The organism is Shewanella sp. SM55, assembly GCF_025654025.1.
Taxonomy (GTDB): domain Bacteria; phylum Pseudomonadota; class Gammaproteobacteria; order Enterobacterales; family Shewanellaceae; genus Shewanella; species Shewanella oncorhynchi.
In genome coordinates, this window is record NZ_JAKKRS010000019.1 from 199,343 (window position 1) to 220,419 (window position 21,077).

General features: G+C 47.5%; 22 protein-coding genes and 1 tRNA gene. 11 read left to right on the plus strand and 12 right to left on the minus strand.

Annotated features, from left to right (window positions below):
* Together L5L91_RS20675 and L5L91_RS20680 are read right to left on the minus strand one after the other, a co-directional pair.
* The gene (locus L5L91_RS20675; protein WP_212600228.1) at window positions 1–891 is read right to left on the minus strand and encodes a cation diffusion facilitator family transporter; all 891 of its coding nucleotides are present in this window, start codon (window positions 889–891) and stop codon (window positions 1–3) included.
* Between the two features lie 51 nt (window positions 892–942).
* Complete coding sequence (locus tag L5L91_RS20680) at window positions 943–1,452, minus strand: Spy/CpxP family protein refolding chaperone (protein ID WP_263237586.1); 510 nt, start codon at window positions 1,450–1,452, stop codon at window positions 943–945.
* A 381-nt stretch (window positions 1,453–1,833) separates the two neighbouring features.
* Here L5L91_RS20680 and L5L91_RS20685 point away from each other — a divergent pair, with 381 nt between their 5' ends.
* Window positions 1,834–2,520 (plus strand): response regulator, encoded by a 687-nt coding sequence (locus L5L91_RS20685; protein WP_107949713.1) that lies wholly within the window; start codon window positions 1,834–1,836, stop codon window positions 2,518–2,520.
* Window positions 2,520–3,884, plus strand: a complete 1,365-nt coding sequence (locus L5L91_RS20690; RefSeq protein ID WP_263237606.1) for an ATP-binding protein — start codon at window positions 2,520–2,522, stop codon at window positions 3,882–3,884. The genes L5L91_RS20685 and L5L91_RS20690 overlap by 1 nt, the downstream gene beginning before the upstream one ends.
* 97 nt (window positions 3,885–3,981) lie before the next feature.
* Here the strand turns inward: L5L91_RS20690 and L5L91_RS20695 are convergent, their stop codons facing one another.
* The 4 genes from L5L91_RS20695 to L5L91_RS20710 all read right to left on the minus strand — a co-directional run bounded on the left by L5L91_RS20695 (window position 3,982) and on the right by L5L91_RS20710 (window position 9,536).
* Window positions 3,982–4,962 carry an MDR family oxidoreductase gene (locus tag L5L91_RS20695; protein ID WP_263237589.1) on the minus strand — a complete coding sequence of 327 codons (981 nt, stop codon included), beginning with the start codon at window positions 4,960–4,962 and terminating at the stop codon, window positions 3,982–3,984.
* 173 nt (window positions 4,963–5,135) lie between these two features.
* On the minus strand, window positions 5,136–5,654 hold the full coding sequence (locus L5L91_RS20700) for an ankyrin repeat domain-containing protein (RefSeq protein ID WP_263237590.1): 519 nt from the start codon (window positions 5,652–5,654) through the stop codon (window positions 5,136–5,138).
* Between the two features lie 177 nt (window positions 5,655–5,831).
* A complete protein-coding gene (locus tag L5L91_RS20705; protein WP_317630185.1) occupies window positions 5,832–7,352 on the minus strand; it encodes a catalase in 1,521 nt (506 codons plus the stop codon).
* 282 nt (window positions 7,353–7,634) lie between these two features.
* Entirely contained in the window at window positions 7,635–9,536 is a 1,902-nt protein-coding gene (locus L5L91_RS20710; RefSeq protein ID WP_263237592.1) for a sigma-54-dependent Fis family transcriptional regulator, read from the minus strand.
* Between the two features lie 380 nt (window positions 9,537–9,916).
* Here L5L91_RS20710 and L5L91_RS20715 point away from each other — a divergent pair, with 380 nt between their 5' ends.
* Window positions 9,917–11,437, plus strand: a complete 1,521-nt coding sequence (locus L5L91_RS20715) for an aldehyde dehydrogenase family protein (protein ID WP_113941375.1) — start codon at window positions 9,917–9,919, stop codon at window positions 11,435–11,437.
* Window positions 11,438–11,655: 218 nt separating this feature from the next.
* Here the strand turns inward: L5L91_RS20715 and L5L91_RS20720 are convergent, their stop codons facing one another.
* On the minus strand, window positions 11,656–12,417 hold the full coding sequence (locus L5L91_RS20720; protein WP_263237593.1) for an SDR family NAD(P)-dependent oxidoreductase: 762 nt from the start codon (window positions 12,415–12,417) through the stop codon (window positions 11,656–11,658).
* A 129-nt stretch (window positions 12,418–12,546) separates the two neighbouring features.
* Between L5L91_RS20720 and L5L91_RS20725 the strand changes: the two genes are divergently transcribed.
* Window positions 12,547–13,470, plus strand: coding sequence for a LysR family transcriptional regulator (locus L5L91_RS20725; RefSeq protein ID WP_263237595.1), 924 nt, complete (start codon window positions 12,547–12,549; stop codon window positions 13,468–13,470).
* On the opposite strand, the gene L5L91_RS20730 is transcribed toward L5L91_RS20725, so the two are convergent.
* Complete coding sequence (locus L5L91_RS20730; RefSeq protein ID WP_263237596.1) at window positions 13,456–13,968, minus strand: hypothetical protein; 513 nt, start codon at window positions 13,966–13,968, stop codon at window positions 13,456–13,458. The two genes, L5L91_RS20725 and L5L91_RS20730, sit on opposite strands and share 15 nt — an antisense overlap.
* Window positions 13,969–14,051: 83 nt before the next feature.
* A complete protein-coding gene (locus L5L91_RS20735) occupies window positions 14,052–14,516 on the minus strand; it encodes a DUF2809 domain-containing protein (RefSeq protein ID WP_263237598.1) in 465 nt (154 codons plus the stop codon).
* 216 nt (window positions 14,517–14,732) lie between these two features.
* Between L5L91_RS20735 and L5L91_RS20740 the strand changes: the two genes are divergently transcribed.
* The 7 genes from L5L91_RS20740 (at window position 14,733) to L5L91_RS20770 (ending at window position 19,315) form a co-directional block, all read left to right on the plus strand.
* Window positions 14,733–15,320 carry a cytochrome b/b6 domain-containing protein gene (locus tag L5L91_RS20740; RefSeq protein WP_263237600.1) on the plus strand — a complete coding sequence of 196 codons (588 nt, stop codon included), beginning with the start codon at window positions 14,733–14,735 and terminating at the stop codon, window positions 15,318–15,320.
* 53 nt (window positions 15,321–15,373) lie between these two features.
* Window positions 15,374–15,820: a DUF1924 domain-containing protein gene (locus L5L91_RS20745; protein ID WP_263237601.1), complete on the plus strand. Its 447-nt coding sequence runs from the start codon at window positions 15,374–15,376 to the stop codon at window positions 15,818–15,820.
* 84 nt (window positions 15,821–15,904) lie between these two features.
* Window positions 15,905–16,468: a diheme cytochrome c gene (locus L5L91_RS20750; RefSeq protein WP_106648440.1), complete on the plus strand. Its 564-nt coding sequence runs from the start codon at window positions 15,905–15,907 to the stop codon at window positions 16,466–16,468.
* Window positions 16,461–16,727 (plus strand): PepSY domain-containing protein, encoded by a 267-nt coding sequence (locus L5L91_RS20755; protein WP_011982124.1) that lies wholly within the window; start codon window positions 16,461–16,463, stop codon window positions 16,725–16,727. The genes L5L91_RS20750 and L5L91_RS20755 overlap by 8 nt, the downstream gene beginning before the upstream one ends.
* On the plus strand, window positions 16,727–17,386 hold the full coding sequence (locus L5L91_RS20760) for a response regulator transcription factor (protein WP_006079718.1): 660 nt from the start codon (window positions 16,727–16,729) through the stop codon (window positions 17,384–17,386). Before L5L91_RS20755 ends, L5L91_RS20760 begins: the two co-directional genes overlap by 1 nt.
* A 5-nt stretch (window positions 17,387–17,391) precedes the next feature.
* Window positions 17,392–18,708 carry a sensor histidine kinase gene (locus L5L91_RS20765; protein WP_263237602.1) on the plus strand — a complete coding sequence of 439 codons (1,317 nt, stop codon included), beginning with the start codon at window positions 17,392–17,394 and terminating at the stop codon, window positions 18,706–18,708.
* A gap of 130 nt (window positions 18,709–18,838) precedes the next feature.
* Window positions 18,839–19,315, plus strand: a complete 477-nt coding sequence (locus tag L5L91_RS20770; RefSeq protein ID WP_263237604.1) for a GNAT family N-acetyltransferase — start codon at window positions 18,839–18,841, stop codon at window positions 19,313–19,315.
* A gap of 97 nt (window positions 19,316–19,412) precedes the next feature.
* On the opposite strand, the gene L5L91_RS20775 is transcribed toward L5L91_RS20770, so the two are convergent.
* The 3 genes from L5L91_RS20775 to L5L91_RS20785 form a co-directional block, all read right to left on the minus strand.
* The gene (locus L5L91_RS20775; protein ID WP_105251048.1) at window positions 19,413–19,622 is read right to left on the minus strand and encodes a hypothetical protein; all 210 of its coding nucleotides are present in this window, start codon (window positions 19,620–19,622) and stop codon (window positions 19,413–19,415) included.
* A 411-nt stretch (window positions 19,623–20,033) separates the two neighbouring features.
* Entirely contained in the window at window positions 20,034–20,546 is a 513-nt protein-coding gene (locus tag L5L91_RS20780; RefSeq protein ID WP_063885021.1) for a DUF1993 family protein, read from the minus strand.
* 379 nt (window positions 20,547–20,925) lie between these two features.
* Window positions 20,926–21,002 (minus strand) — tRNA-Asp (locus tag L5L91_RS20785).
* Window positions 21,003–21,077: the final 75 nt, after the last annotated feature.

Here is a 21,077-nt window from a genome sequence, read left to right on the forward strand (position 1 = left end):
TTATGTTTCGTTTACATCAGGTTTAACCGGATCTTGGTGAATAATCACCTCAGCATCTTCGAAGGCGGCTTTGACTCTTATCCCTGTTGTATCGGCAATACTGTGGGCTTCATTCAAACTCAAATTGCCATCGAGTTCTAAATGAAATTGAATAAAAACAGTTTTGCCTGCTTGACGAGTGCGTAAATCATGCAGCCCTTGCACCCGTGGATCTTCCATCGCGATTTGCGTAATTTGCTGGCGAGTTTCTTCGTCTAGCTCTCTGTCTAACAAGGCTTGAATTGAGCGATAACCTAAGCCAAAGGCTTGATGACCGATATAAAATGCAATCATTACCGCAAATAAACCGTCAGCCCACCACCAACCGTATTGCGCTAATACTAATGCCAACAATACCGCACCATTAAGGAATAAATCTGATTTATAGTGCAGCGAATCAGCTTCAACCACAGTACTTTTTGTCGCCGCTAATGCGCGTTTCTGCAACATGACTAAAGCTAACGTCATCACAATCGCTATGATAGAAACAACTACACCTATGGTGGCATTTTCAACCGGAACAGGTGTTAATAGACGCTCGCCACCATAGAAAAGTAATAAAAATGCGGAGCCCATAATAAAGGCGGATTGCGCTAGAGATGCTAACGGCTCAGCCTTACCATGGCCATATCTGTGGTCATGATCCGGCGGCACAAGCGCGTAACGAATGGCAATAAAATTGATAATAGAAGCGAGAGCATCGGCAAAGGAATCCGTCAAAGATGCCAACATACTGGCAGAGCCGGAATAAAGCCAAGCGAACATCTTGATAAGAATAAGGATCAAAGCGGTAGCCACGGAAGCGCGGCTAGCCAGTTTGACCCAAAAATCGTATTGGGAAGTTTGAGTCATAAGGGATCTATCTTGGGAAGCTATGACCCTATTGTATATCAGCTAAGACGCTTAACCGCGAGGTTCTTTACCAGCTTGTGCTTCAAATCGCGCTTTAAACTGAGCTTGCTGCTCTGGTGTCAGCAGATTAAATATTTGATTATGCAGCTTCATACGTTCAATGGCTTGAGTTTGACGCTGCTCTTGCTGCGCACTCATCAGTGCCTTTGCTTGTGTTTCATCAAAACTAGGCGCGGTAATTAAGGCCTGCATCTCAGTGCGATGTGCCAAGCGTTCCTCTTTCGTTGGACGATTATCAGCGCGCGTGGCTTTCTGATCGGCAAACAACTTTTTGACGTCAGCTTTCTGGGCATCCGTTAAATCGAGCCCTTCAAACATACGATGCATGCCACCGTGGTCCATATGTCGGCCGCCATGTTCCATGCGGTCGCCTTTATGGAATTCAGATTTAGAGAAGTCACAGCCAGCATCCTTAGGTGCAGCATTAACTGCCGTCGCGAAAACCGCAGAACTCGCTAGAATGGCAAACAGGCTCGCTTTCAAAGGTGATAATGTTTTCATAGTGTTAACCTCGATGGTTCAACTTTAATATGGCAAGTAATAAGACACAGTGACGACCCTTTTAAGCCGAGTCACTTTCGACCCTTCCAGTCTAACCCCCTATATGTAAGTGAGGGCGTTGCCTGAGTAAATCACTGTAAAGTTGCATCAATTCAAAAGGTGGCCGACATTCTGTCATTGATGCGCCTTGAATTGAATCACCCTAGACGCTCTGAAACTCTTATCCTGAGGCTGCTTGGGTATAACAGATTCTCTATTCTTTACTTTGGCTTACATTGCTACACAGCAATTGACATCAAAACAGGTATACTCAGCCAAAGCGCTAAAAGTGCCAGTATTACATGGGCGCATAAGGCCATATTACAGAGATTAAGGAACAATATGAGTCGGATATTATTAATCGATGACGATCTGGGTTTATCTGAGCTGCTAGGGCAACTGCTCGAGTTAGAAGGGTTTCAGTTAACCTTGGCTTACGATGGTAAACAGGGTTTAGATCTGGCACTAAATGCGGATTACGATCTAATCTTACTCGATGTCATGCTACCTAAATTGAACGGTTTTGAAGTCCTGCGTGCACTGCGTCAGCACAAGCAAACGCCAGTATTAATGCTGACCGCTCGCGGCGATGAAATCGATCGCGTTGTTGGGCTTGAAATTGGCGCCGATGATTATCTGCCAAAGCCGTTTAATGACAGAGAGTTAATCGCCCGTATCCGCGCCATTATTCGTCGTTCGAACTTAACAACCCAAGAAATCCATGCCGCACCAGCCCAAGAGTTTGGCGATCTGCGCTTAGATCCATCGCGCCAAGAAGCTTACTGTAATGAGCAATTAATCATACTCACAGGCACAGAATTCAATCTGCTGCACACCCTTGCGCTGCACGCGGGAGAGTTGATGAATAAGGAAGAGTTGAACGAGAAAGTACTCGGCAAAAAACTCATGCCCTTCGATCGCAGCTTAGACATGCATTTATCGAATCTACGTAAAAAACTCCCCGAGCGTAGCGATGGTCGGCCAAGGGTGAAAACCATCCGTGGCAAAGGTTATATTTGGCTCCCTTAATGGCGGTATCGACTGTGCCTAATCGTTTATTTATCAAATTATTGCTCGGATTCTGGCTCTGCAGCTCGCTGATCATTGCCTTGGTCGGTCTGTTGCCATTGCTGCAACAGAGTCACGACCGTGCGCCGCTGCCACCTCACCTTGAAAAAGTCCTATCGACTATAGCTAAGCGCATTCAAGAAAACCCCGCCTTACTGGAGTCCGATTTTCTTCGCCGCTGGGAAAGACATCGAGACATGGAAGGCAAGCCGCTACGGGTCTATCTTGTCAACAGCCAAGGTCAAGTGGTCAACACCCACAGAGTGAGTCGCGGTGTGCGCAGCTTTATGCTGATGGCAGATGAAGAAAAACAACCGATTAGCCATCAATTTAAAGATGAGTTGGTGTTTGGTCCCTATCAATTTAATCTGGGCGCTGAAACCTATTCACTCTACGGCCGCTTGCCGGATAACCATCCGCGGCCTTGGTTTTTCTTCTTCGCCGAAAATAAGTTATTAACTTTAAGCTTAGCAATTTTCCTATCGGGATTATTATGTGGCCTGCTCGCGTGGCATTTAGGTAAGGCATTAAATTCACTTAAAAAGAGTGCTAATGCCCTCGCAGAGGGTGACTTAAGTCACCGAGTCGATAAGTCCACTACACAGCGTAAAGATGAAATAGGCCAATTAGCTAAGGCCTTCAATAGCATGGCCGACTCCATCGAATCTATGATGAACAATCAACAGAGATTGATGGGCGATATTTCCCATGAGCTACGTACCCCGCTCACCCGTTTACAATTGTCGTTAGCCCTCGCCCGTAAAAAGGGCCAGCAAACGGCAGAAACGGATCGTATCGGCTATGAAGCAGAGCAACTCGAAAAGCTTATCAGTGAATTGTTAGAACTCTCGCGGGTCAAGCTCAGCACTAACGAAACCAAAGTACATTTAGGCTTGGCCGAATCCCTGAGCCAAGTTTTAGACGATGCGGAATTTGAAGCAGAACAGCAAGGTAAAAGCATTACTATCGATATAGATGAAGAAATTGAGTTAGCGCATTTTCCTAAATCACTTTCCCGCGCGATTGAAAACCTGCTGCGTAACGCGATCCGTTATGCCGCAAGCGATATTCACCTGCAGGCGAGTGCGACGGCTGATCAAGTACAAATTACCATAAAAGACGATGGTCCAGGCATAGATGCCGCCGAACTCGATGCCATTTTTAAACCTTTCTACCGCCCCGACTCGGCACGACAAAGAGAAAGCGGTGGCTGGGGACTTGGGCTGGCGATCACTGAAGCGGCGATTACCGCCCACAAAGGTAAGATTAAAGCCGAGAACCGTATCCCAACCGGACTTGAAGTGACGATCACGCTGCCGAGGTAGCCGATATGAAGAACAAGTATAGGAGGCAGAACTAATGGTTTAGTCGTAATTGGCAACACCTCGGCGTTGCCATCGTGTTAAAACGTAGGAAACGGGATTACAGCTTAACTAATACACGCCCCGTGACTTGACCTTGGATAATTTTATTCGCGAAATCAGGCACCTCTGCCAATGAAATCTGCTGGCAAGCTTGCTGATAGAAATGTGCAGGCAGTGCTTTAATCACAGCTTCCCACGCCGCTTTTCGTTTCTCAAATGGACAAGAAACAGAATCGATTCCCAGCAAACTCACTCCTCGTAAAATAAATGGCATTACGGTTGTGGGTAATGCAAAACCGCCCGCTAAACCACAGATAGCGGCGGCGCCACCGTATTGCATTTGCGCTAATGCTTTGGCGAGGATCTTGTTGCCAACGGTATCGACCACACCCGCCCAGCGCTGCGCCTCAAGCGGCTTAGCATCTTGTTCAAGCTCACTGCGATCAATCACTTCTGCGGCACCAAGCTCCTTCAATAAAGGCGCATTCTGTTCAACTCGACCACTGCAGGCGACCACACGATAGCCAGCATTGGCGAACAAAGTCACCGCCACAGAACCCACACCACCACTGGCACCTGTGACAAGAATATCCCCACTTTGCGGTGTTATCCCAGCCTGTTGCAGCGCTTGCACGCACAACATAGCCGTAAGCCCAGCAGTGCCTATCATCATGGATTTAGCGGCATCACAACCTTGCGGCATGGGCACCAGCCAGTCGGCTTTAACTCGCGCTTTTTGCGCCATACCACCCCAGTGGTTTTCGCCCACGCCCCAGCCCGTCAAAATCACCTGATCGCCAACTTGGTATCTTGCATCCGTCGATTCGCGCACCACGCCCGCAAAATCGATGCCTGGTACCATAGGAAACTGACGAATGATTTTGCCAGCACCGGTCACAGCTAAACCATCTTTATAATTCAGCGAGGAATAGGCGACATCAACCAAGACTTCCCCTTCTGGCAAATCAGCTTCTGTAATTTGTGAAACTTGAGCAAACGTGCGTTTATCTTCTTGCGTCAGTAGTAAGGCATCAAACATGAATCGCTCTCCGAAGGCCAAACCGTATTAAACGATATTCAAAAAGTTACCATAAAAGGCATAGACGCTATTAACAAGCAGACTTATGGCTAATAGTAAATGCTGAGATCTAAACAGATTAAAGATAATGACCCAGAGTGATCAAGCGCAAGAGATGGCAAGATCTAGCGTCTTTATTGCTTTAAACTCGCTTGCTGTAAAGCGCCACTTTGACCCCAGTAGCGGGCAAACTCAGTCAAGGTCATTCCGGCATTATTCGTTAGGCTCGCATCGCATTCTTTCGCGTATAGCCGCTTTACGATATTGAATTCGGCCTTAATCACAGCGCCCATCATTGCCGTATTACCACGCTTATCTTGTAAACAAGCATTAGCACCATGCTCAAGCAATAAATCCGTTGCAGCCTCTTGGCCGTTATAGGCCGCCACCATTAGCGCGGTATAGGTTTGACTATTTCTCTGGTCAATAGGGAAGCCCGCATCGAGAAAATGCTCAAGCACTGTGATATCGCCGGTACGCGCTGCAGCAAAAAAGTAGTCCACCAGCAATTGTACTTGTGCGGTATCGGGCTCGTCTGTTTGACTTGCAGTTGCGGATGTAACCAATGGTGCTTGAAGCGAACCCGCCCCCATTGCCACCGACATACTCAGGGCCACAATAATCAATAATAAGATAGCAATAGTGTGTTTCATCAATGGCTCCCAGCACAGCTAAAATAGAGATTTAAACAATAAGAGGTGACGAAATGCCCGCAAGACGCCCTCTTAAACTGGGCAGAAAAGAGCTTGTTTACGTCTTGCGGGACTTACTGGGTTCGGACTGTTAACGCGCAAATCTCTGCGACCCAAACAGTCCTAAAAATAACGACATCAGATTGAACGCTGTTTAACGTCGGCCAGATCACCCTTTACGGCCTTGGTTAAACGCTCACCAAACTCTGGGTCTGCACGATAAAAGTGACTGAGCATCTGATGTTTCACATTGGCATCGTTCACTTTGCCTAAGTCACCGGCCAAGTTAGTGATCAGATCTGCTCTATCTTGCTTGCTCAAGCTGCGATAAAAGACGCCCGCTTGGCTAAAGTTATCCTGCTTGCTAATAGCCGTTTGTTGCACAGTCCCCGTCAGCGCAGTTGTTACCGCACGATAACGATTATCTTCGGCCAAGGCTAAATGTACGCTCGGTTGATAGTTCACATCGGACTGGGTATGCCCCATATTGCCCGCACCTTCTTGGTTGTGGTTTGCCACCGCCACTAAGGGTTTATTAATCGGCAATTGCGACAAATTCGTGCCGAGTCGATACAGCTGAGTATCGGCGTAGGAGAACATACGGCCTTGCAGTAATCTGTCTTCCGAAGGCTCAATCCCTGGGATCAAATTCGATGGCGCAAATGCCGCTTGCTCAGTCTCTTGGAAGAAGTTTGCAGGCATGCGGTTCAGCGTCATAGTGCCCACTTTTTGTTCTGGCACATCTAGCCACACCTTAGTGGCATCTAACGGGTTGTAATCAAAATTATTAAGCTCAGTCGGGTCGAGTAATTGAACGTACAGATCCCACTTAGGATAGTTACCCTTGTTGATCTCACTGTAAAGATCATCAGTTAAATGGTTAAAGTTTTGCCCTTGGACTTTAACCACTTCATCGGGACGTAAGCCTTTAACACCTTGCAGACTCTTCCAGTTAAATTTCACGTATTTAACTTGGTTATCTCGATTCACAAATTTGTACGCATGCACACCGAAACCGTCCATTTCACGATAACTGGCAGGTACACCTAAGTTACTGTAAACCTGAGTCAACATATGGGTTGAACCCGCTTCGTGACTGAAAAAATCGAAGAAACGATTCGGATCTTGCATATTGGTCACTGGCGATGGTTTGAGTGAATGCACCATGTCAGGAAACTTGATCGCATCGCGAATGAAGAATACGGGTAAGTTATTACCCACTAAGTCCCAGTTACCTTGGTCCGAATAAAATTTGGTCGCAAACCCACGGGGATCACGCAGCGTTTCTGGCGAACCTTTTGAGTGGATCACGGTAGAAAAGCGCACAAATACGGGCGTCACTTTACCTTTTTGTGCAAAGGGTGCCGCTTGGGTTAGGTTACTAAAATCGCCACTCGATACAAACTCACCATGGACACCTGTGCCTCTGGCGTGGACGACACGCTCAGGAATACGCTCACGGGCAAAGCGTTGTAGCTTCTGGATAAGCTGCACATCTTGCAATAACACGCTGCCATTACTGCCCGCTGTGGTCGAGTTTTGGTTATCACCCACAGGTGCACCATTGTCACGTGTCAGGGTATTTGTTGGTAAAGTTTGAGCCTGTACATTCAATGTCAGACCCATAGAAATAATTAAAAGGCTTTTAGTAAGATGCATAACAGTTCCTCTTCTATGCATAACGCCAAGCTCTTTTCTGCCTGCCCGCAGTATAGTTCTGAATTTGTAATTAGAAGAAACGATCTTTATCGATTATACGAATCAATAAAACCTATTAGACATAAATTGGCAACAACAAAAAGTCACATTGTCAGATACTGAAGCTAGAGATTGTGGACTAAAACCTCTCGGTTTTAGTCTATTGCGAAGTGGATAAACGTGGGGTGATTAAGAGATATTTAGCGATTGATTGAGCTTCACAACAAGAGCCGTAAGCTAGCATTAATCCTTAATCCCCATCAGTTTTAATCGCCGGTACAAGGCATTACGGCTGATCCCTAAACGCTTAGCGCATTGGCTCACATTGCCATTACAGGCTTGGTATGCCTGCAGCACATTGCTATAAATCACCTCATTTAGGGAATCCGATTGAACCTGTGTGACATTCGGCTCCACAACGAACTTGCCACTTGGCAGGGGTGATACTGAATGTTGACGGCTTACCTCCTTAAATTCTTCACATAAGGGTGCAGCTTGCAACAGGTCTTCTTTTAACGGCTCGCATGTGAGTTTGGCCGCCAGATAATCGGGTAAATGTTGCCAATTGAGGGTATTGTCCCCTTCTGCCATCAAGCAAGCGACTTGCATGAGGTTATCCAGCTCACGCAAATTCCCCGGCCAGTCGTATTGCATCATTTTCCCTAACAGTTCTGGGCAGATATCCTGCGCGGCGATACGATGTTTACGATGCAATTTATGGATAATACGCTCGATATCCAGCCGCTCCCGCAGCGCAGGCAAGCGCACTTGCAAGCCATTGAGTCGGTAGAACAGATCCTGCCGAAACAGCCCTTGAGTCACCTGTTGTTCTAAATCCATATGGGTTGCGGCAATGATTTGGATATCGACTTTAAAGCTTTGATTACTGCCAACGGGTACCACTTCGCGCTCTTGCAATACTCTGAGTAAACGACTCTGGGCTGCCAGCGGCATTTCGCCAATTTCATCTAAAAACAAAAAACCGCCGTGGGCTTGGCGAATTTTACCGATAAATCCAGTGCGGTTTGCCCCAGTAAAAGCGCCTGCCTGATAACCAAAAAGTTCAGATTCGACTAACTCGGCAGGCAATGCCGCGCAGTTCACCGCCACTAAGGGCTCGGTGCGACGCGCGCTCTGGGCATGGAGCTTTTTAACAAACTGCTCTTTACCGACGCCCGTTTCTCCGAGCACTAGCAGCGGAATTTGCTTGGTGATCACCTTATTGGCATGTTGCCAAGCGCGTTCTAATAGAGGATCGCGAAACCGAACCCCCAATTGATTGAGCGATTTATTGCTCATCGCAACTCGACCCTTAGCGCTGGGAATATTTAAGGATTGAGTCTGTAAATGCAAAGCTAAATGTTGATTAAAGCCACCCGCACGGCTCCAATTATCGCCTAAGTACTGTTCGACGGCATCGCCCACCTTGGCATGATTAAGCAATTGTTTCGCCATGGGATTACAACCCACGATTCGACCATCACTATCGGCAATCACTATGCCCTGCCAACCCGAATTCAACAGATTTGGCTGCGCCGCTAAATCGATTCGATAATGACTATCGGGCAGATGGCACAAAAGCGCGGTCTCGACCTGCTGCGCCAAACTGGACACTAACATCAGCGTCTGCTGGGTGTGCCTTTGCTGCTCGCTGGTGATATCTATCACCCCGAGCATCTCACCTTGGGGGGAAAATATCGGGCAAGCAGTGCAACTCATAAAACGATTCTGGCGAATAAAATGCTGCTCACCCACTACAGAGACCGCTTGTTTGGCGGTGAGCGCCGTCCCTATCGCATTGGTGCCTTTGTGCTGTTCGAGCCAATTCACCCCAATATCCAAAGCCACGTCCGCCAATTTTGTGGAGTAACGGCTCACGCCCCAGTGCCTAAGCACATAACCCTCGGCATCGGAGAGCAGGAGTCGGCTATTAGAATGCGCCATCAACTGATTGAACAAAGGCAAGGCATGGGATTGCACTAATGCTATGAGCATTTGATATTGCTCATGTTTCTGCTTTAGTCCGCAGGCATCGAGCCTAAGATCTTGGGGTAACTGAAATTCTGACAAGCCAGCGCCAATGCTGCGCTGCCACGAATCGGCCAACCACGCCTGTGTCGATGGTAAATGCGGTTTAACTGTCATAGCCGTGTCCCCCGAGCTGTGTTCCGTTTCGGCACAATTGCTGTGTGCCACTCAATGACAAAGTAACCACAGGACACACTTCTCTCCCTGAGTGCCCATACTTATTCAAATCTGCAAAATTAGCTTTTCATCATACTGTTAGCACAACAAGTGTACAACTCCTGCCAGTTTGGCACTCTCCTTGCGATGCTCACTTGGTATGCAAGCCTAAGGTGTTGCATAAGAGAACACTAAGCCAATCAATAGGATTGGCTTAAAGCAAAACGAAAAATATTTAAAAAGGCATCCAGCAGAGATGCATCAACAAGACTCCCTTGCTGAAGCCAAGAGCGTAAAAATCGCCAACGCCCAGCATGCCATCAACAAGAAGGAATGATTTTATGATTTATGCTCAACCCGGAACCGCAGGCGCAATCGTTAACTTCAAAGAAAAATACGCTAACTTCATCGGCGGAAAATGGGTCGCCCCAGTCAATGGCAAATACTTCGACAATCGCTCACCCGTGAATGGCCAAAATTTTTGCCAAATCCCACGCTCCGATGCCCAAGATATTGAATTAGCATTAGATGCTGCCCACGCAGCCAAAGACGCTTGGGGTAAAACCTCAGTCACCGAGCGCTCAAACCTGTTACTGCGCATTGCCGATCGCGTCGAGCAAAATCTCGAATACTTAGCCGTTGCCGAAACCTGGGAAAACGGTAAAGCGGTGCGTGAAACCTTAAACGCCGACTTGCCCTTATTCGCCGATCACTTCCGCTACTTTGCGGGTTGTATCCGCGCACAGGAAGGCAGCGCCGCCGATATTGATGGCAACACAGTCAGTTATCACTTCCCAGAGCCTTTAGGCGTGGTCGGCCAGATCATTCCTTGGAACTTCCCGCTCTTAATGGCGGCATGGAAAATCGCCCCTGCGCTGGCGGCAGGTAACTGTGTGGTACTCAAGCCTGCAGAGCAAACACCGGTATCGATTTTGGTCTTGCTCGAACTGATTGAAGACCTATTACCTGCGGGGATCCTTAACGTAGTCAACGGCTTTGGTGCCGAAGCAGGACAAGCACTGGCCACCAGCAAACGCATCGCTAAATTGGCCTTTACGGGTTCCACCGAAATTGGCTATCACATTTTAAAATGCGCCGCCGAGTCCTTAATTCCATCGACCGTTGAGCTTGGCGGTAAGTCGCCTAACGTGTTTTTTGCCGATGTGATGGACCATGAAGACGAATATTTAAATAAAGCCGTCGAAGGTATGTTGCTGGCCTTCTTCAACCAAGGTGAAGTCTGTACTTGCCCATCACGGGTGCTAGTCCAAGAGTCGATTTTCGATCGCTTTATTGAAAAAGTGCTCGCCCGTGCACAAACCATTAAGCAAGGCGATCCCTTAGATACCGACACTCAAGTTGGCGCTCAAGCCTCCAAAGAACAGTTCGATAAAATCTTAAGTTACTTAGCCATAGGTAAGGCTGAAGGTGCAGAAGTGCTATTGGGCGGCACACTTTGCCAACTCGATGGCGGTCAAAGCGAAGGTTATTACATCAGCCCAACCATTATGAAAGGCCACAATAAGATGCGTATCTTCCAAGAAGAGATCTTCGGCCCTGTGATTTCAGTCACCACCTTCAAAGATGAAGCCGAAGCCTTAGCGATCGCGAACGATACTGAGTACGGCTTAGGCGCTGGCGTGTGGACGCGAGACATGAATACAGCTCAACGTATGGGACGCGGCATTCAAGCGGGCCGCGTTTGGATTAACTGTTACCACGCCTATCCTGCCCATGCCGCCTTTGGTGGTTACAAAAAATCCGGCATCGGCCGCGAAACTCATAAGATGATGCTCAACCATTATCAAAATACGAAGAATCTCTTGGTGAGTTACGATGTGAATCCACTGGGTTTCTTCTAAGAAGCTTTGTGAAGAATGGTTTTATCTAAGAGGCTGCTATAAAGGACGTCTCTAACCTGCTACAGCAGTTGTTCTTAGCGGTTGCAGCTAAGCGTTGTTGAAAATGGTGTATTAGCAGTGATTGCTGTGCAGAAGTCACATAAATAAGAAAGGGCGATTCGCCCTTTCTTTGTTTCTGCCTCATATATTAATAAATCAAATTTCTACACAAAAAATACTTACAAAAACATACCGCCAGAAGCTTCGATACGCTGGGCATTAATCCAAGCAGCCGCAGGCGATAGCAAGGCACTAATCGCGCCGCCGATATCGTCAGGCAAGCCCACACGTCCTAACGCAGTTTGCTGCGCTAAAAACTGATTCATCTGTTCATTATCCCGTACTGCGCCGCCGCCAAAATCTGTTTCAATCGCCCCAGGGGCAAGCATATTGACCCGAATACCCCGTGGGCCTAACTCCTTCGCCCAATACTTAGTCATAGTTTCGACCGCGCCCTTCATAGTGGCATACGCGCCAAATCCGGGAATCGCAAAGCGCGTCAAGCCGGTGGAAATATTGACAATGCTTCCCCCATCCATCAGCTGCGGCAATAAGGTTTGAGTCAAAAAGAACGGCCCTTTAACGTGGATGTTCATCAAGGTATCGAACTGTTCGATACTGGTTTCCACCATAGGCACATGAATCCCGATACCAGCATTGTTAATCAAATAGTTAAACGACTCCCGCTGCCAAGTCTGAGCTAATATAGTGCTCACTTGGGTGGCAAACTCGGCAAATGAGCCGCTATCGCTCACATCCAGCGGCAGTGCTACCGCTTTGCGTCCCAGCCATTCAATCTCGGCAACCACTTCAGCGGCCGCTGCAGCATTCGTTTGATAGGTCAGGATAATATCTATCCCCTGCGCCGCTAATTTCAGGGCAGTGTTTTTACCTAAACCGCGGCTAGCGCCAGTGATAAGTGCAATTGGAGTCGTGTTCATGGTCAGTCCTTATAATCGTCGCTGGAAGTGAAATCTAAGCCTTGAGGCCTAACACAGCTTATTACTTGCAATTAACGAGATAAACACACTATAAATGCTAAGACTGTTAGCCAATAAAGGACAATCGCCGTGCAAGATCGACTGCAAGCCATGCAAATTTTTATGCGGGTCGCTGAATTACAAAGCTTTACCCAAGCGAGCGTCAGCTTAGGTCTATCGAAAACCCATGTGTCGAATGTGGTGGCGCAGTTCGAAACCTTTCTAGGTGCGCGCTTGTTACAACGCACCACGCGGACGGTACGCTTAACCCAAGATGGTCAGAGCTGTTACGAGCGCTGTAAAAGCTTACTGGCGGAATTTCAAGAATTAGAAAGCCTGTTCCAACTGCAAGCCGAGCAAGTGTCGGGACGGCTCAGAGTCGATATGTCGACTGGCATTGCCCGCAACTTAGTGCTCCCTAAACTGGCTGAGTTTATTGAGCAATATCCGCATATCGAGCTTGAACTAAGCAGCACAGATCGTAAGGTAGATGTCATTGCCGAAGGATTCGATTGTGTGATTAGGGTCGGCAGTGTGCAGCAAGAAGGATTAATAGCGAAAAAGCTGGGGCATTTTAAGATGCTGAACTGTGTCAGCCCAGCTTATATTGCCCAATACGGTAAACCCGAAAGCCTTGAAGATTTGACCCAACAAAACCACAAACTCGTCCACTACGTAAGCCAATTAGGTGGCACTGACTCAGGCTTTGAATATCAAGATCCCCACACTCATCAAGGGAACCTTACTATCCAACTGCCTAAATTGATTACGGTAAATAATGCCGATGCCTATAGCTCAGCCTGCTTGGCGGGGCTGGGGATCATTCAAGTTCCCAACATAGGGGTGGCTAAGTATTTACACACTGGAGAGTTGGTCGAGATCCTGCCAAATTACCCTGCGCCACCTATGCCTGTAAGCTTGCTGTATCCCCACAGGCGGCATTTATCTAAACGCCTGCAAGTCTTTATGGCATGGTTAAATCAGCAGATGACGCCATTTTTAGTCCCACATTAGAGACTTTTCGATGGCCGCTAAACGTTGAGCCAATTCGGCCATAGCGGCGGCCGTTTGCGGATCGCTTTGGGGATCAACAACTTCAATCAGCTTAAGTTTTGGCCGCGCCGTTAACCAAGAGCTGCCCGCAGTAATGACTAAATCCAGCACAAACTGACCGTAATAGTGCAGTCGCAAGCGGTTATCGGCTATGGGCCAGTGTGAGTGCAGTAAAAATGAATCATACATTTGCGCCAAAGATGTCGTCGCAATGAGCTTAAACGCTTCATCAAGCAGACTAAACTCGGTTGATTCTTCGAAGGGACAATCAAAAGAAGTAATGACCAAATACCCCGAGGTTTTATTGGGTAAAACGCAGCGGTATTGGCCTTCAATCACTAGGCCAGCAATAAAGGTATGAGTATGTTGGCCATTGAAATACAAAGGCATTTTCAGTGGATTAAGCTCAAGTCCATCAGTACGTGCTGTTAGCAGTGAAAATGCCGTTATCGGTTGCATCCCTTACCCCACTTATCTCGTCTACCTATCTCGCCTACTTATCCGCGAAAACACACGTCACGTGGCTCTTGCGGATTCAAATACTAGGACTGGCGGCTTTTCCAATAACAGCCCAATAAGATCAAGTAACCGACAAAATATGCCACGAGATCGAGTGGATCAAAATGGCTACCTATCACTATCCGCGCCAAGCGATTTCCGCCCAAGCCTAGCTTGTCGACTAAACCCCAATACTGGCCAAACTCGATAGCAAAGGCAAACAGCAATACCGCAAACGCCAGCCAAGGAGTTTGAAATAAGCGCTTAATGCCATCGCCGGTGTTTTTTGCTGCGGTATTTTCTACCGGATAGGTGACAGGAACGACAACGCGCGCCATACAAAACAGTAAGATCACCACCAATACATCGCCCACAAAACCACGGATAAAACCCGCAGGTGCATATAAAGCGATTAAGACTTCAGTCAAAAATAATAAAACGGCATAAATACAAAAGGATTTACGACTCGGATTGCGGCTGATAAAAGCGCGAATAACGGCGGTAGACATAAATAAGTTAATCCCTTCACTCGGTTGAGATGGCAGAATTTACCTTAATACCAATAGGTTAACAAGGACACTTAAGTTGACATTTAAGGCTCACCACACGAGCAAGCGCACCACTCAAACCCATCAATTCGATAAATATTCGCCCCTCAAAATTTAAGCGAGGTTTAAGTTTGGGTTAAGTAGCCTACACCTAAACCCACTTAGGAGCGTCACCTCATGTCATCAAGCACACTGCAAACCATTAAAGTCTGGGACCTGTTGATCCGCATATTCCATTGGTCACTCGTCGGCTTTTTCACCTTAGCCTATCTCACAGAGGGCGAAGACGAATGGATGGCCATCCACAGTTACGCAGGTTATAGCATCTTAATTTTACTCGTATTTCGCCTGTTATGGGGCGTGGTGGGTACCCACAATGCGCGCTTTAGCAACTTTATCACTCGCCCTAAAGAAGTGCTGGTGTACCTCAAAGGGCTCATCACGGGCAAAGCCAAAGACTACATAGGCCATAACCCCGCTGGGGCAATGATGATAGTGGCCTTGATTGCCAGCATAGCCATCACGGGGTTCTCGGGTATGGCTCTGTACGCCACCGACGGATACGGCCCATTAGCCACGAGCTTTTTCGCCACTTGGTCCGAAGGCGCATTAAAAGAAGTCCATGAATTCTTTGCCAACTTCACTGTGTTCCTTGTGGTCATCCATGTTGGCGGCGTCATCGTCAGCAGCCTATTACACAAAGAAAACTTAGTCAGAGCCATGGTCACGGGCAAGAAACAACGCCCAGTGGAACAAGAAGATTAATCCATTAGCCATTTTGCTTAGCAATAAGACATCCAGCCCAAAAGGAATGCCCTATGAACAGATTAACCAGACACACGAATAAAAGTCGCCTTGTCATAATAGCGATTTCCACCTTGCTGCTGACTAGCCTTAGCGTTAGCGCCGCCAACAGTAAAGTGCAAAGCCTACCACTGAGCGCCGAGCGCATTGGCACGCAACTGCAACGCTATCAAGCCCAAGGCGCAGGGCCCTTTACCGCCGCCGCAGGACAAAAGCTTTGGCTACAGGACATGGACGGTCGCAGTTGCGCCAGTTGCCATACCGCCAAAGTCACGGACATGGGGATGCACCAAAATACCCGTAAACCCATTGACCCTATGGCGCCGTCGATTACCACTGATCGTTTAACCGACTCAGCCAAAATCGAGAAATGGTTCACCCGTAACTGTAACTGGACCTTTAAACGCGACTGTACGCCGCAGGAAAAGGGTGATGCCTTACTTTGGTTAAGCCTGCAATAACCGCCAAATTTCGACCTTATCACTCATTCAATTAGAGCAATTAATACCTTCAACAGAAGGTAACGGCACAAAAAGGAAGATGTCATGACTAAACAAGCACACCCTATTAGTTGGTTCTTAGGTTCATCACTCACAGCCGCGGCATTAGCCATTGGCGTTATCGGTATCAGTCTAACCTTAACCGGCACAGGCTATGCAGACGATGGCCGCGAGCTCAGCCGCGCCATTCCACAAAATGCGGAATATACGGCAGAATGTGGCAGCTGCCACATGGCTTATCCCGCGAACTTACTCCCCGCCGACAAATGGCGCGCCATTACCACCAATCTTGAGAATCACTTTGGTGACAACGCCAGCCTAGATCCTCAAGTCACTGCTAGGATTGAGGAATATCTGGTTCAACATGCGGCGCAAAATGGTAAGGTGATGAAAAACAGCACGCCACTGCTTGCGGGCGCTGGGCCGCAGAAGATCACAGAACAGGCATTTTTTATTCGCAAACACGATGAGATCCCAAGGCGTATGGTGCAAGATAACCCCAAAGTCGGCTCATTCAGTCAATGCAGCAATTGTCACAACCTCGCCGAGAAGGGCATATTCGATGAAGATACCGTTAATATTCCTGGCTTTGGCCGTTGGGATGATTAGCAGTCCAAGCTGCAATGCCCACGACGATGATCTTTCAAACAAGGTGGTCGAGTGGGTTAAGGAGGGCAAGGTTTTGCCCTTCGACACCATAATGCAACGCTATGAATCACGGCTAAAGGGACGGTTGCTCGATCTCGAAGTCGAGCAAAAACATGGAAAGATCATCTACGAACTCGAAATCCTCCGTGACGATGGCATAGTGTATGAAATCAAGATTGACGCCAAAACCGGCGAGTGGCTAAAGGAAAAGGTCGACTGATGCGTTTGCTATTGATTGAGGATGATACCGATCTGGTCGCGCGCCTCATTCCCGCCCTTAACAAAGCGGGTTATACCGTCGAACACGCCGATAACGGTATTGATGGCGCCTTTTTAGGCGAAGAAGAAAACTTCGAAGCCGTGATCCTCGATCTCGGTTTACCCGGCAAACCCGGTCTACAAGTCCTCGGCCAATGGCGACAAAAAGGCTTAGCTATGCCAGTGCTGATCCTCACCGCTCGCGATGCGTGGCATGAGCGGGTCGACGGCCTCAAGGCGGGTGCGGATGATTACCTCGGCAAGCCTTTTCACATTGAAGAACTACTCGCAAGGCTCGAAGTGTTGATCCGCCGCCACTTTGGCCGCGCCGACAATGTGCTACAACATGCGGGCGTTTCCCTCGATGTCGACAAACAGGCCGTCACCAATGTCGACGGTGAAGTGATAGAGCTGACTAAGATTGAATATCGTCTGCTGCATTACTTAATGGTCAATCCCAGCAAAATCGTCTCTAAGTCAGAGCTCAGTGAACGCATTTATGAAGAAGATCAAATCAAAGACAGCAATGTTATCGAAGTGTACGTCAACCGCCTGCGCCAGCGCCTAGGCAAGGATTATATCGAAACCCGCCGCGGCCAAGGTTATCGACTCAAGGAGTAAAAGGCGTGTATTCACTCAAGGGTTATCTGACGCGCAATCTGCTGATCACGCTCACCTTTGCCATGGTGCTGTTACTGTATTTTCTGTACCAAGGTATCCAAGTATTAACCCAAGACTTTGTTGCCTCGCGATTACAACACGATGCCGACAGCCTGATCTCCGCCCTGAATCACAATCCCAATGGCACATGGGCGCTCACCTCAGACCGTTTACCCAATGTGTACCACAGGGTTAATTCTGGGCATTATTTTGCAATTCAAATCGGCGAACAAACTCTGCGCTCACGCTCTCTATTCGACCATAACGTAAACATGCTTAAGCTGACCGCTGGTGAACAACGCCAAGCCACTGAGTTTGTCGGCAAAGAACATTGGCTGATGTTCAGTCAGGCCGTAATCAAAGATGATCAATTAGTGACTCTGTGGGTGACAGAAGACATCAGCGAGCTCGAACAAACTCAAATACACTTTTTAGCCTTTGCCAGCGCGGCCGTGTTACTCACGATTGTTATTCTATTACTAGCGCAGTATCAGCTACTTAAACGCGGCTTTAAACCCTTAGAGCAGATGCCCGAAGCCATACGGCAAATGCGCACCCAAGGGCAAGAAATCAATCCAGATCAAATGCCGAGCGAAATCATCCCGCTGATTGAGGAGATAGATCGCTTAGTCAATCAATTGGGCCAGCGAGTGCAACGCTCCCGTAATGCCCTAGGTAACTTAGCCCACGAAATGAAACGTCCGCTACAAGGGCTGCAGTCCTACCTAGAAAGCCTTCCACCGGAACAGAGGAGTGAGGGCAGCAAGGTGCTCGCAAATCTGCACCACATCATCGAGAGAGAGCTTAAGCGCACTAAGATTGTCGGCCTGTCCACTCCAGGGCGTTATACAGTGCTCGATGAAGATCTCGCGCCGCTGATTCAAGTGATGCAGCGTATCTACCCAGACCGCATTATTCATAGCCATTACGCGAGCGGCTTAGTGATGCCGTTTGATCGGGATGACTTACTCGAACTCTTAGGCAATTTACTGGATAACGCCTGTAAACATAGCCGCAAGAACATTGAGATCCGTATAGTGCATCAAACGGCTGCCACCGCAGGTTATGGGATCATAGTGAGTGATGATGGCGAAGGCGTCTCCGATGCCGCATTGTCGATTATCATCGAGCGCGGCATTCGGTTAGATGAAAGCATCCAAGGCCATGGCTTAGGATTATCTATCTGCAAAGATATAGTCGACAGTTATCAGGGCGAACTTAGCTTTAGCCACGCGCAACAAGGTGGACTCGAAGCCAGCGTATTTCTGCCACTCCCAAGTTAAGCGGTATACTCAGTCAAACCTGCTCAATCAAACCTGCCGCCACATAATGTAGACCAGCGAACGGACTTAAGTATTCGCGCCATAATGTCGTACCATTAAGCCCTTTGCATAACACACGTCAGAGATTTATATGAAAGTTATCGACCTAAAATCGGCCCCACAGCACATTCCACAACTGGCACAATGGCATCATCAAGAATGGGCACATTTAAGTTCTGCGGACGCCACAGTCACCACGCTGATTGAGGAAATGCACGATTATTTAACTGACGCAGCTATTCCTAAGATGTTTATCTGCGAACAGGCAAATCAAGTAATGGGATCATCGTCATTAATCGCCGCCGATATGGACAGCCGAACCGACTTAAGTCCTTGGCTCGCCAATGTGTATGTGAATGCAAACCATCGAAATAAAGGATTAGGTAAGTTGCTCGTCAATACCGTCATTGAGCATGCTAGAGCAATTGGTTTACAGAAAATCTATTTGTTTACTGCAGATAAAGCCGATTTTTATCGAGCGCTGGGTTGGTCAATGATTTCACATGAAGATTATAAGGGCGAGATGGTCACGATAATGGAGTATGAATTGAGTCAGCAAAGTTACTAAGTTAAGAGAGCAAGCTCCACGACGGACGTCGTGAAGCTGTACATGCGGGCTAAATATCTAAATGTGATATCCAATACTTAGCGACAAGCCAATGGCTTTAGTCAATTTCTATATCCACGCCGAAACGATTGGATAGTTGGCGTTGCTCGTGCAGAATTTCAATTCGGCGGCGAGTATCTTGGGTCAACTTGTCTTTGAGGCGCAAACCACTGGTAATGGCGGCTTTTTTGGCTTTCTTGCTCTTCATCGGTAAATCAGTTGTCGTTGCATCCGTAGGACTCTCGACGGCTTGAGATTCGATAGACATAGCTAACTCCTTTAATTAGAACCTTAAATAGGCTCTTCCAGTAAATCCCTGCTCAAAACGAACAAACAGGTCATCTTTATAATGAGTCAATTCGCCATTCACTATTTAAGTAATAGATAATTTGGCGACTCATAAACTTACGGCCCATATCATTTACCTAAGCCAACAAAATTAAATCACATGCTAACAGGATAAAAATAATCGAGACGTAAGGTCGAAATGAAAAACTGAGTATTGATTGACTTCATCGGCGTAACAGAACCCTAACGAGTCCTAAATTTCCAGCGACAAAGCGGCATAACATAGGTAGAGAAAGAACAGGTGGTAATGCAGAAAGGTTGGTAAGCTCAAGCGGCAAAGCGCTGCTGCGCAACAATTAGGCTACGCAACAGTACTACATCTAGCCTAGATTTACGACTTATATGGCATAGCGCCGAGGTAATCTTTCTTGCCAATTTCAACACCGTTGTGGCGCAAAATCGCGTAGGCTGTTGTTACATGGAAGTAAATGTTCGGAATAGCGTGCTCAATGGCAAACTCATAACCTGTAAGATATTTTCCTTCCCATCGTGGTTGTGAGACATGGATCGTGGCCGCATTAGCAAAATCATCCGCTTTAAACGTCGCTAAATAATCCAAAACTGAGCTAATACGCGCTTGCAACTCAGCCAGCGTCGTCTCGCTATCATCATGCTTTGGCACTGTATCTAAGTTATCAGTCAAACGTGCTACGCCAATTTTGGCAGTATCGCAGGCAATTTGAACTTGGCGAATAAGATTGAATTGATCCGGCGCTAAACGTGAGTTTAATAGCACCGCCATATCAACTTTCTTGAGGTTTGCGAAGCATTCGCCTTTTTCAAGAATAACGCTTAAATTTTTCAGCATCTTGCTAAATTGTACAACCGTTAAATCATAAAGCATGGCATAGACCTCATTGATGGACGCTACAAAACTGCAGCACTTAAGACGATCTTGGGGCAAATTACTCAATTTCAATCATTCTTGGAATTTAAGTATCTGCTTAATAATAAATACTTCAATATAAACGATATTAAGTCAATTAGGACTAGAAAAAGATAGACGTTACCAGTAGGGATAGAGCGTCAGCTACAAGCTAAGAGATTAAAATTATCTCGGACTGATGCGAATAACAATAACGTACACTCGTAGGAATTGGGATGGCTGGGTATGACGATAACCATGTGCTTCGAGCCCGAAGCATTAGCGTCACTGACACGAATTATCCGCGACGCCATAACGAAAAAAGCCTCATCTTTCGATGAGGCTTATCTCTTAATGTTGGCGGAGCGGACGGGACTCGAACCCGCGACCCCCGGCGTGACAGGCCGGTATTCTAACCAACTGAACTACCGCTCCTTTAGCTTAACGTCTACACGTTAACCTAAATTAGGCGCTTGGCGATGACCTACTCTCACATGGGGAGACCCCACA

What these genes read in the sequence shown, in the direction of transcription:
- L5L91_RS20705 (WP_317630185.1), bottom strand. Translation starts at nt 7,352, where the DNA reads ATGCATCTTACTAAAAGCCTTTTAATTATTTCTATGGGTCTGACATTG.
- L5L91_RS20740 (WP_263237600.1), top strand. Translation starts at nt 14,733, where the DNA reads ATGTCATCAAGCACACTGCAAACCATTAAAGTCTGGGACCTGTTGATC.
- L5L91_RS20680 (WP_263237586.1), bottom strand. Translation starts at nt 1,452, where the DNA reads ATGAAAACATTATCACCTTTGAAAGCGAGCCTGTTTGCCATTCTAGCG.
- L5L91_RS20690 (WP_263237606.1), top strand. Translation starts at nt 2,520, where the DNA reads ATGGCGGTATCGACTGTGCCTAATCGTTTATTTATCAAATTATTGCTC.
- L5L91_RS20675 (WP_212600228.1), bottom strand. Translation starts at nt 891, where the DNA reads ATGACTCAAACTTCCCAATACGATTTTTGGGTCAAACTGGCTAGCCGC.
- L5L91_RS20715 (WP_113941375.1), top strand. Translation starts at nt 9,917, where the DNA reads ATGATTTATGCTCAACCCGGAACCGCAGGCGCAATCGTTAACTTCAAA.
- L5L91_RS20745 (WP_263237601.1), top strand. Translation starts at nt 15,374, where the DNA reads ATGAACAGATTAACCAGACACACGAATAAAAGTCGCCTTGTCATAATA.
- L5L91_RS20760 (WP_006079718.1), top strand. Translation starts at nt 16,727, where the DNA reads ATGCGTTTGCTATTGATTGAGGATGATACCGATCTGGTCGCGCGCCTC.
- L5L91_RS20710 (WP_263237592.1), bottom strand. Translation starts at nt 9,536, where the DNA reads ATGACAGTTAAACCGCATTTACCATCGACACAGGCGTGGTTGGCCGAT.
- L5L91_RS20775 (WP_105251048.1), bottom strand. Translation starts at nt 19,622, where the DNA reads ATGTCTATCGAATCTCAAGCCGTCGAGAGTCCTACGGATGCAACGACA.
- L5L91_RS20730 (WP_263237596.1), bottom strand. Translation starts at nt 13,968, where the DNA reads ATGCAACCGATAACGGCATTTTCACTGCTAACAGCACGTACTGATGGA.
- L5L91_RS20780 (WP_063885021.1), bottom strand. Translation starts at nt 20,546, where the DNA reads ATGCTTTATGATTTAACGGTTGTACAATTTAGCAAGATGCTGAAAAAT.
- L5L91_RS20735 (WP_263237598.1), bottom strand. Translation starts at nt 14,516, where the DNA reads ATGTCTACCGCCGTTATTCGCGCTTTTATCAGCCGCAATCCGAGTCGT.
- L5L91_RS20700 (WP_263237590.1), bottom strand. Translation starts at nt 5,654, where the DNA reads ATGAAACACACTATTGCTATCTTATTATTGATTATTGTGGCCCTGAGT.
- L5L91_RS20770 (WP_263237604.1), top strand. Translation starts at nt 18,839, where the DNA reads ATGAAAGTTATCGACCTAAAATCGGCCCCACAGCACATTCCACAACTG.
- L5L91_RS20755 (WP_011982124.1), top strand. Translation starts at nt 16,461, where the DNA reads ATGATTAGCAGTCCAAGCTGCAATGCCCACGACGATGATCTTTCAAAC.
- L5L91_RS20685 (WP_107949713.1), top strand. Translation starts at nt 1,834, where the DNA reads ATGAGTCGGATATTATTAATCGATGACGATCTGGGTTTATCTGAGCTG.
- L5L91_RS20720 (WP_263237593.1), bottom strand. Translation starts at nt 12,417, where the DNA reads ATGAACACGACTCCAATTGCACTTATCACTGGCGCTAGCCGCGGTTTA.
- L5L91_RS20695 (WP_263237589.1), bottom strand. Translation starts at nt 4,962, where the DNA reads ATGTTTGATGCCTTACTACTGACGCAAGAAGATAAACGCACGTTTGCT.
- L5L91_RS20750 (WP_106648440.1), top strand. Translation starts at nt 15,905, where the DNA reads ATGACTAAACAAGCACACCCTATTAGTTGGTTCTTAGGTTCATCACTC.